The following is a 9,275-nucleotide window of genomic DNA, read 5'->3' on the forward strand; positions in this document are numbered from 1 at the left end:
TGGCCTGGATCCCTGGGTTTCACGACTCCTGATTCTATACCTAATCTGGGTTGCGTGAGAAAAAAGCGGGCCCGCCTGCACAGGCCCGCCGAGGGGTTAAACAGCCTGCCGACTAGCGCGGGACAGTGAAAGTAATGTCCAGCCGCGGCCCGCGAGCGGTGGTGATAGGGCCAGCACCCGTACCCGTGGCCGGCTCTTTGTCGAACTCGGCCCGGCAGGTGCCCGTAGCCCCCTGGCTAATCTCGAAACCAGCCGCATTAGCTGGCGTCCCCGCCACGCTGGTGCTGGTGCTGAAGCTGGTCGAGAAGCTGGCCGTGTAGGAGAAGGTCTGGCTGGGAATGACCAGGGCTTGGGTGGTTAGGAAGGTTGTTGAGGCGGTAATGGTGGTTGTTGTGGCCGGTGGGCCCGTAAAGGTAAAGCTTCCTGTGCTACCAAGCAGGGAAACTTGCGGGAAATTTTGGCTAATGGTCGTGCTGCTGGTGGGCAAGAAGGCCGAGAAGGTGCTGCCCGCCGCACTGAAGCTCACCGTTATCGGGTTGGTGGCCAAAAGGGTAGCCGTGACCGTAGCAGAGTTGTTCGGATTAACTTGGTAGGTTGCGGTAGAAGCGTTAGTAGTAGCTGCATTCCCTGTAACCCCAACTAGAATGGGAGGCACCGCCTGGAAGGCAGGAGCGCCACTGGCCGTGCCACCGGCCGAGCTGGAGACAGAGGTGGAAAGCGACGGGAACACAGAGGTAGCCTGGTTGTTCCACACCTCCTTGGCACACTGCAGCCGCACCTGGTAGAAGCGCGGGCCTGGCGCCGACACCGCCCGCTGCACCCCAGGCCCCACATCCGCCGTGCGCGGCCCCGCCGACGCATCGCCCCCCAGCACGTTGCCGGTGAAGCTCAAAGCCACAAAGCCAGAAGTCGCCGGCGCAAAGAAGTCGCTGGACACCACGTTGTCAACCGCGCCCAGCCGCACTTCTTGGAACACCACGCTGTTGGCTGCCACGTTGTGGGGAGTGGCATCCAGGAAGAAGAAGCCCCGCCCCCTGTCGCCAAAACCAGGAATGGTGGCCGAGTCGCTGGAGGGCAACTGCACCAGCGTCAACTGCGCCCCCTGCACGATGGCGTTGCGGGGAATGGCGTCGGGAATGGGGAAGGAAAGCACCGCCCGGAAGTCAGAGTAGGTGCCCACCGGCAGGTTCTCGCCTGCGCCGGAGCGGCGGATGCCAAAGCCAACGGGAATGACAGTGGGGTTGGAGAAGACTTGTCCCCCCGGAGTGAGAGCGGCCAGTTGGGTGGGCAGAGCGCTGATGGGCGGAGCCGTGGTGGGAGTGGGAGCAGGAGCCGGAGTGGGAGGTGGTGGCGGCGGAGCCGGGGGAGCTGGTGGGGGTGGTGGGGGCGGCGGCGGTACGGGTGTAACAGTGCCAGTGCTGCTTTCGCCGCAACCGGTGAGCAGCAGGGGCAGCAGCACCACTGTGGAAGCCAGAGACAGAGACCCGAGTGACTTGAGCAGCCACTTGTGCATTGTTCCGTTCATGTTTCTCCTCTTAACCAAAAAAGTGGGGTTCGGCTGAACACTTCCCTTAACTTACCCGATCAACTCGCCCAGGGCAAGCCAGGCCGTAGGAAAGAGCCAATCGAGGAAAGACGCACACGCGCTTGGATAAGCGGCTCGTCCGTTTACTCTGCTTATCATACAAGTCAATCAGCTCGCTTTGGCAAGTGCTGCCAGTTTTTTCTGGATGAGATCGGGAGTGACGCAGATCACAGACGCCGGATGAGGTTCTTGAGGAGTGGCCGGTTGGCAGCCTCTCGGAGCAAGGCAGTTGGGGATTGCGGAGGCCAAAACCTTTGCCCGGCATGGCTTTTGCGGATCCACCTGGAAAAAACCGGAAGATTTGCCTATTTCCTCACAAAAGGATGCTTGATCCGGGGCAGAAGGGTGGCAGGATGAGGAGTGGATGTTTTTTCTGGAGACCCAACCAGGATGGCTACCTACAAGGTCACTCTGATCAACGAGGAGCAAGGCTTAAACGTCACCATCGATGTGCCGGATGACGAATACATTTTGGACGTGGCGGAAGAGCAAGGGATCGAGCTGCCCTATTCCTGCCGCGCCGGTGCCTGTTCGACCTGTGCTGGCAAGCTGGTGAGCGGCACGGTGGATCAAAGCGATCAGTCCTTCCTGGATGATGATCAGATCGAGCAGGGCTATGTGCTGACCTGTGTGGCTTACCCTACTTCCGACTGCACCATCATCACCCACCAAGAAGAAGCCCTTTACTGATCGAGCTTGAATTTCCGTCCTCAACCCCAGCCCCTCTTCCAAAGAGAGAGGGGTTTTTGTTTTGGGTGGCCCAAGGGGGTGTTCGAGCGCTCCGCGCTGCTGAGGCCCTCACCCAGAGGGAGAGGAGAATTGGCAGTGGTAGGATTTCCTTATTCTGTAGTGCTTCAGCAACCATGACCCCTGAGCAAGAGCAGTGGCTGATTCAAGCCATCCAGGAGCTACAAGCCTCCCAGAGAGAATTGCAAGCCTCCCAAAGAGAATTGCAGGCCGCTCAGCAGGAGCTGCGCCTTGTCCAACAAAACCAGCAGGTTTTGATTCAAGAGCTGCGGGAAGGACAGGCGATGCTGGCCCAGTTTTTTCGGGAGGCGCTGGATCGCTTTGACGAGCGCACCCGAGCCATTGAACGGCGCACCGAAGCTGTGGAGCGCCGCACCGAAGCTTTGGAACGGCGCACTGACGAGATGGCCCGAGAGATGCGGGAGATCCGGCAGGAGATTCGGGATCTGCGCCGCGATTTTTTGGAACGGCGTTAGCTTCCATCCAACCCTGGCCCAAGCGCTCACAGCCCCTTTCCCAGGGAGAAATGCAGGGTGATAGGATTTTTTTATTCTTCTGTAACCCTCGCCGACCATGACCCCTGAGCAAGAGCAGTGGCTGATTCGCGCCATCCAAGAGTTGCAAGCTGCCCAGCAGGAGCTGCGTCTTGTCCAACAAAACCAGCAGGTTTTGATTCAAGAGCTGCGGGAAGGGCAGGCGATGCTGGCCCAGTTTTTTCGCGAGTCAATGGATCGGTTTGATGAGCGCACCCGGGCTATTGAACGGCGCACAGAAGCACTGGAACGGCGCACCGACCAGATGGCGGAAGAGATGCGGGAGATCCGGCAGGAGATTCGGGATCTGCGCCGCGATTTTTTGGAACGGCGGTAGTGGCCCTCACCCCCAGCCCCTCTCCCTCAGGGAGAGGGGAGCTAGGATGGTGGCAGAGCAGTTTCTGGAGGCGGCTGTGGCTTGGACGAGGGGATCCGTTTCTGCACCATCAAGAGATCGCCTGAGTTTGGCGGAATACCTTGCTTATTCGGATGGCAGTGATACCCGCTATGAGCTGGTGGCAGGGGAGTTGGTGCCCATGGCTCTTCCAACCGGGCGGCATGTGCAGATTCAAAACTTTCTCAGCCGAGTTTTCGAGGCAGAGATTGCACGGCAGCAGTTGACCTGGACAGCGATACAGGGGAGCCCAGGGATCCAGTCGCCGCGGGGCAGCCACCGGTGGGATACGGTGCGGATCCCGGATGTGGTGGTGCTGCCTTTGGAACAGTGTCAGGAGATGGGATCCAGAGAGGCGTTGATCCGCCTAGAGGAGCCGCCGCTGCTGCTGGTGGTGGAGGTGGTGAGTGAGTCGAGCCGGGCAGCAGACTACCGGGCCAAGCAAGCAGAGTATTGCGTTTTGGGGATCGGCGAGTATTGGGTTGTGGATCCCTTGGAGGAGAAGGTGAGCCTGCTGCTGCTCCACGAAGGCTGGTACGATGTGCTGGAGCTGAAGGGATCCGATCCGGTATCCTCAAAGGTCTTTCCCAAGCTGGAGTTGCAGGCGGGGGAGATCTTGGCTGCGGATTCGGGTTATTCTGGTAAAGCTACGGGGAGTTAGCTCAGTTGGTAGAGCGCTGCGATCGCACCGCAGAGGTCAGGGATTCGAGTTCCCTACTCTCCATTGCCCTCACCCCTGGCCCCTCTCCCAGCAGGAGAGGGGTGGTAGGATTTCCTTATTCCGTAGTGCTTCAGTAAGCATGACACCTGAGCAAGAGCAGTGGCTGATTCGCGCTATCCAAGAGCTGCAAGCCTCTCAAAAAGAGCTACAAGCTGCCCAGCAAGAACTGCAAGCTGCCCAGCGGGAGCTGCGCCTTGTCCAGCAGAACCAGCAGGTTTTGATTCAAGAGCTGCGGGAAGGGCAGGCGATGCTGGCACAGTTTTTCCGCGAGGCACTGGATCGCTTTGACGAGCGCACCCGAGCCATTGAACGGCGCACGGAAGCCCTGGAACGGCGCACCGACGAGATGGCCCAAGAGATGCAGGAGATGCGGCAAGAGATTCGGGATCTACGCCGCGACTTTTTGGAACGGCGTTAGCTTGGGCCCAAGCGCTCTGCGTTGCTAGTGTAACCATCCCCGGATCCTTCTCCCAGGAGGAGATTTAGGGTGGTAGGATTTCCTTGTTCTGTAGCGCCTTGGTAACCATGACACCTGAGCAAGAGCAGTGGCTGATTCGGGCCGTCCAGGAGTTGCAAGCTGCCCAGCAAAACCAGCAGGTTTTGATCCAAGAGCTGCGGGAAGGGCAGGCGATGCTGGCGCAGTTTTTCCGGGAGGCGCTGGATCGCTTTGACGAGCGCACCCGAGCCATTGAACGGCGCACGGAAGCTGTGGAGCGCCGCACCGAAGCTTTGGAACGGCGCACTGACGAGATGGCCCAAGAGATGCGGGAGATGCGGCAGGAGATTCGGGATCTGCGCCGCGACTTTTTGGAACGGCGGTAACTTGGGCCCAAGCGCTCTGCATTGCCGACGCCCTCACCCCCAGCCCCTCTCTCTCAGGGAGAGGGGAAATTGGCGGGATTTTGGGTAGGAAGGGATCCCACCTAGATTAATCTAGAGGAACTTTGTCTGGCCTCACTGGCATTTGCCCTTCCCCACGAGTTTGCCTATGTCTGTCATCCGTGCCCTCCACAGGCAGTTGGTAACCAAAGAGCGCTCGGCGGAGGAGATCGCCCGCGAATACCTGGAGCGCCTGGCCCAACTGGAGCCGCAGCTCAAGAGCTTTATTACTGTGACCGAGGAACTGGCTCTGCAACAGGCCAAGGCGGTGGACGCCCGCATTCGGGCCGGGGAAGAGATTGGCCCTTTGGCCGGGATCCCGTTAGCTGTCAAAGACAACCTCTGTACCCAAGGGATCCGCACCACCTGTGCCTCCCGGATGCTGGAGGGGTTCATTCCCCCCTACGAGTCAACAGTGACGGCGCGGCTGGCGGCTGCGGGCATGGTGACGGTGGGCAAGACCAACCTAGACGAGTTTGCCATGGGCAGCTCCACGGAAAACTCCGCCTTTCAGCGCACCGCCAATCCCTGGGATCTGACGCGGGTGCCAGGGGGATCCTCTGGGGGATCGGCGGCGGCGGTGGCTGCCGACCAAGCGGTGGTGGCCCTGGGCTCAGATACGGGGGGATCCATCCGCCAACCGGCAGCTTTTTGTGGGGTGGTGGGCCTCAAGCCCACCTACGGGCTGGTGTCTCGCTACGGGCTGGTGGCCTTTGCTTCGTCTTTGGATCAGGTGGGGCCGTTTGGGCGCACGGTGGAGGATGTGGCCTTGCTGCTGCAGGGGATCGCCGGCCATGACCCGATGGACTCCACCAGCCTGAAGGTGGATATCCCGGACTATAGCCAGGCTCTGATCCCGGACATCAAGGGGTTCAAAATCGGGGTGATCCGCGACTTGCTGGGGGAAGGATGCGGCGAGGAGACCCGCGCTGCCGTGCAAGCGGCCATTCAACATCTGCAAGAACTGGGGGCCGAGATCCTGGAGATCGACTGCCCCAGTTTTCGCTACGGCCTAGCCACCTATTACATCATCGCCCCTTCGGAAGCCTCTGCCAACTTGGCCCGCTATGACGGGGTAAAGTACGGCCTGCGGGAACCTGCCGACTCGCTGCTGGCCATGTATGGCAAGACCCGCGCCCACGGCTTTGGGCCAGAAGTCAAGCGGCGCATCATGATCGGCACCTATGCCCTCTCCTCGGGGTACTACGACGCCTACTACCTCAAGGCTCAGAAGGTGCGCACCCTCATCAAGCAGGACTTCCTCAAGGCTTTCGAGAAGGTGGATGTGCTGGTCAGCCCCACCACCCCCACCCCGGCGTTCAAGCTCGGCGAGCGGGAGGATCCCCTCAGCATGTACCTCTGCGACCTGATGACGATCCCGGTGAACCTGGCGGGCTTGCCGGGGCTGAGCCTGCCCTGCGGGTTTGCCGATGGGCTGCCCATTGGCCTGCAAATTGTGGGCAACGCCCTGCAGGAGAGCAAGGTACTGCGGGTGGCCTATGCCTATGAGCAAAGCACCGACTGGCACAAGCGACGGCCGCCGCTGGGGCAGCCCTCAGTTGAAGAAGGCCAGGGATCCGATCCCGGCCAACCTCAAGCCAAGCGCAGATCCGGCAAAAGGAGCAAAAAATCCAAAAGCTGAGGCGGGAAGGGCGGCAACTAGGCCATGCCCATCTGGTTGGCCGCCGAAAAGCGTTCCATAAAGCGCAGGAAGCGATCCCACTCTGCCTCGGTTTCCATGTCGTAGGTCACTTCCAGGGCTTTGAATTCCCCGTTCAGGAACTTGGCCCTGATGTTGCGGGTGGTCAGCTCCCCTTCCTCATCGATCATCCGCATGCCGAGGATGTTTTGCGTATCGGATTTTAGATCCTCGAAGCGGAAAATCGCGGATCCCCGGTTGCCGGTCTTGGATTTCAGCACTCGCACCTGGGTGGGCACCTCTTGGATGCCGGGGGAGAACTCGATACTGGCCATGATGTCCTACGAAACACGATGATTTAAGCCATTATAACCGGCCAATCCCCGCATCCTGCTCCAGAAAATCTCTCAGCTCCTGGGCCGTCATCTGCTCCAGGTGATGGCCGGCCTGCCGTTGGGCTTCTGCCACATCGGGGATCCGGTCGCACAGGGCGCCAACCCGAAGGGGAAGAGGCTGGGCTGCCAACCCAGCGCGCGCTGCCGGAGTCACCTGGCCACAGAGGATGAGCAGGGGTTTTTGGGCTTGGATAGCCTGCTCCAGCACGGCCCCCACCACCTTTCCCATCGTGCTTTGTTCGTCGAGGCAGCCCTCTCCGGTGACGACCAGATGGCAGCGGCGGATGCGCTCCGGCAGGGCCAATTGCCGCGCCAAGAGCTGGATCCCGGACTCCAGAGTGGCCTCCAAAAAAGCCACCAGACCTGCTCCTAAGCCGCCTGCGGCTCCGGCCCCCGGGATCCCGGCCACGGCCTGGCCCAAATCTCGCTCCACCACTTGAGCCCACTGCTGCAGCGCCTGCTCCAACTGCTGCACCTGGGAAGGGGTGGCGCCCTTCTGGGGGGCAAAGACGGCGGCGGCTCCCAACGGGCCAGTGAGGGGGTTTTGCACATCGCAGAGGCCGCGGACCCGTTTCCCCTGCCAAACAGGCTGTTCGGGGGGCTCGATGCGCGCCAGCCGGGCCAGCTCCGCCCCACCCCAGCCGATGGGATCCCCAGCTCCATCCAACAGGCGATAGCCTAAGGCCTGCGCCATGCCCGCCCCTCCATCCACGGTGGCGGATCCCCCCAGACCTATCCAGATCTCGGCAATAGGCTCTCGGCAGACGGCCCGCAACAGCTCTCCCAGGCCATAAGTGGTGGTGCGGGTGGGATCCCGCCGCTCCGGTGGCACCAAGGTCAGGCCAGCCACCTGGGCCAGCTCCAACAGGGCCAGCTCTCCTGCCACCCCGTACTCCGCCCACACGGGATCCCCCAACGGGCCGGTGACCCATAGGCCCTTCTTCTCTCCCCCCAGCGTCGGCAGCAGTGCCTCTAGGGTGCCCTCTCCCCCATCCGCCAAGGGGATCCGCTCCACCTCGACTTCCGGCAGCACCTGTTGGATCCCGCGGGCCATGCTCTCTGCCGCCGCCGTGGCTGTTAGGGATCCCTTAAAACTATCCGGGCAAACCAAAATCCGCCGCGGTGGGCTGCTGAACTGGGATCCCTTTGCCTGGAAACCCGCATCCAGCATGGAACCTCCTCGGCGGCGCTAAAAGGTGGATTGCAAGCCTAGCCCTCCTCCTCTGCTGGCGAAGGCTGATCCGCGCTGGCAGGCTGGGAGGCACTGCCCAAAGATTGCTCCAGGGCTAGGCGCTGCTCCATGACCCGCAGGAAATAGCCGCCCATCATCGCGCCGGAGAGCATTTTGGCCAAGCTCTCGCGGTTGGTGATGATCTGAACCCCGAATTGATCGGAGGGCAAGCTCCCCACCAAGCTGCGGATGTTGTGGCCCAAGATCTCCAGCACTTCCGGAGAAGAATTGCGGGCAATATCCTGAAAGACGCTGGGATCCTGAGATTGCAAGTATTGCCAGAGCCGGTTGTCGGGGCTCGGAGTTTGCAATGCCTCAAAACCAGGGATGAAGTTCAACGGGCTCGCCATGGAGTAACCAAGCTCCACAAACACAGCAGATGCCATCCCAACCGGGCCGCTCGGCCTGATCCCACAGACCTTTGCCGTTCCCGGAATTTGGGCTATCCCAAAGGTAACACCCCATCCTCACCCTCTCCGGTACGGGATCCCACCCTTCTGCGGCGGCAAATGCCGTACCTAAGTAACGGCCGGGGATCAAGCGCTGGCTTCTGAGGTCTCCTCCTCGGCAACCAAGGCAGCGGGTACCACTGTAACTCCCACAATGCTGTCTTCCGGATCCAGGCGCTGCACCAGCACCCCGGTCGCCTCGCGGGACTGGGTGGGAATGGCCTTGGCCAACTGGCGCATGACAATGCCCCTGGCGGTTACCAACAGGATCTCGTCTTCGGCATTGACGATGCGCAGGGCCGCCAGCTCGTCCGACGCCTGGCGGAACTTGGTGGCGATCACCCCCTTGCCACCTCGGTTTTGCTGGCGGAAATTGTCGATGGCCGAGCGCTTGCCCCGCCCTTCTTTGGTGATCACCAGCACCCAAGGGTTGGTCAGCCTCTCCCCCTCTTGTTCGGCAGCCATCACCGACTCGGCAGAGATAATATCCATACTGACGATGTCATCGCCGGAGTTGAGGGTCATGGCCCGCACGCCCCGGGTGGCCCGTCCCAGAGGGCGCAGTTGCTCGTCATCCGCCCGGAAGCGAATGGACATGCCTTGGCGGGTTGCCATCACCACATCGTCGCTGGAGCGGGCGCGGCGCACCCAGCGCAGTTCGTCGTTTTCTTCCAGAGAGATGGCAATCAGGCCGTTGGAGCG

The 9,275-nt window shown here is 61.2% G+C and carries 12 protein-coding genes and 1 tRNA gene; 8 read left to right on the forward strand and 5 right to left on the reverse strand.

What is annotated here, in order from left to right:
- Positions 1-112: 112 nt before the first annotated feature.
- Positions 113-1,525 (reverse strand): hypothetical protein, encoded by a 1,413-nt coding sequence (locus tag NW834_RS00620; protein WP_414426190.1) that lies wholly within the window; start codon positions 1,523-1,525, stop codon positions 113-115.
- Between the two features lie 450 nt (positions 1,526-1,975).
- Here NW834_RS00620 and NW834_RS00625 point away from each other — a divergent pair, with 450 nt between their 5' ends.
- The 8 genes from NW834_RS00625 (at position 1,976) to gatA (ending at position 6,501) form a co-directional block, all read left to right on the forward strand.
- The gene (locus NW834_RS00625) at positions 1,976-2,275 is read left to right on the forward strand and encodes a ferredoxin (protein WP_011433206.1); all 300 of its coding nucleotides are present in this window, start codon (positions 1,976-1,978) and stop codon (positions 2,273-2,275) included.
- 173 nt (positions 2,276-2,448) lie between these two features.
- On the forward strand, positions 2,449-2,808 hold the full coding sequence (locus NW834_RS00630; protein WP_414426191.1) for a hypothetical protein: 360 nt from the start codon (positions 2,449-2,451) through the stop codon (positions 2,806-2,808).
- 97 nt (positions 2,809-2,905) lie between these two features.
- Positions 2,906-3,202 (forward strand): hypothetical protein, encoded by a 297-nt coding sequence (locus tag NW834_RS00635; protein WP_414426192.1) that lies wholly within the window; start codon positions 2,906-2,908, stop codon positions 3,200-3,202.
- A gap of 46 nt (positions 3,203-3,248) precedes the next feature.
- Positions 3,249-3,920 carry a Uma2 family endonuclease gene (locus tag NW834_RS00640; RefSeq protein ID WP_414419494.1) on the forward strand — a complete coding sequence of 224 codons (672 nt, stop codon included), beginning with the start codon at positions 3,249-3,251 and terminating at the stop codon, positions 3,918-3,920.
- Positions 3,911-3,983, forward strand: a tRNA-Ala gene (locus NW834_RS00645). Before NW834_RS00640 ends, NW834_RS00645 begins: the two co-directional genes overlap by 10 nt.
- 76 nt (positions 3,984-4,059) lie before the next feature.
- Positions 4,060-4,398: a hypothetical protein gene (locus tag NW834_RS00650; RefSeq protein ID WP_414419493.1), complete on the forward strand. Its 339-nt coding sequence runs from the start codon at positions 4,060-4,062 to the stop codon at positions 4,396-4,398.
- Positions 4,399-4,505: 107 nt separating this feature from the next.
- Positions 4,506-4,802: a hypothetical protein gene (locus NW834_RS00655; protein WP_414342514.1), complete on the forward strand. Its 297-nt coding sequence runs from the start codon at positions 4,506-4,508 to the stop codon at positions 4,800-4,802.
- Positions 4,803-4,968: 166 nt separating this feature from the next.
- Entirely contained in the window at positions 4,969-6,501 is a 1,533-nt protein-coding gene (gene gatA / locus NW834_RS00660) for an Asp-tRNA(Asn)/Glu-tRNA(Gln) amidotransferase subunit GatA (RefSeq protein WP_414332150.1), read from the forward strand.
- Between the two features lie 17 nt (positions 6,502-6,518).
- Here the strand turns inward: gatA and psb28 are convergent, their stop codons facing one another.
- From psb28 to NW834_RS00680, 4 genes are all read right to left on the reverse strand, one after another.
- Positions 6,519-6,833: a photosystem II reaction center protein Psb28 gene (psb28, locus tag NW834_RS00665; RefSeq protein WP_011433213.1), complete on the reverse strand. Its 315-nt coding sequence runs from the start codon at positions 6,831-6,833 to the stop codon at positions 6,519-6,521.
- Between the two features lie 31 nt (positions 6,834-6,864).
- On the reverse strand, positions 6,865-8,064 hold the full coding sequence (locus tag NW834_RS00670; RefSeq protein WP_414426193.1) for a glycerate kinase: 1,200 nt from the start codon (positions 8,062-8,064) through the stop codon (positions 6,865-6,867).
- Between the two features lie 38 nt (positions 8,065-8,102).
- Complete coding sequence (locus tag NW834_RS00675; protein WP_414330541.1) at positions 8,103-8,474, reverse strand: DUF760 domain-containing protein; 372 nt, start codon at positions 8,472-8,474, stop codon at positions 8,103-8,105.
- Positions 8,475-8,660: 186 nt separating this feature from the next.
- Positions 8,661-9,275: DNA gyrase C-terminal beta-propeller domain-containing protein (locus NW834_RS00680; RefSeq protein ID WP_414426194.1), on the reverse strand; the 615-nt coding region annotated here is incomplete at its 5' end.

The sequence above is a fragment of the Synechococcus sp. R60.1 genome (genome assembly GCF_047461835.1).
Lineage (GTDB): Bacteria > Cyanobacteriota > Cyanobacteriia > Thermostichales > Thermostichaceae > Thermostichus.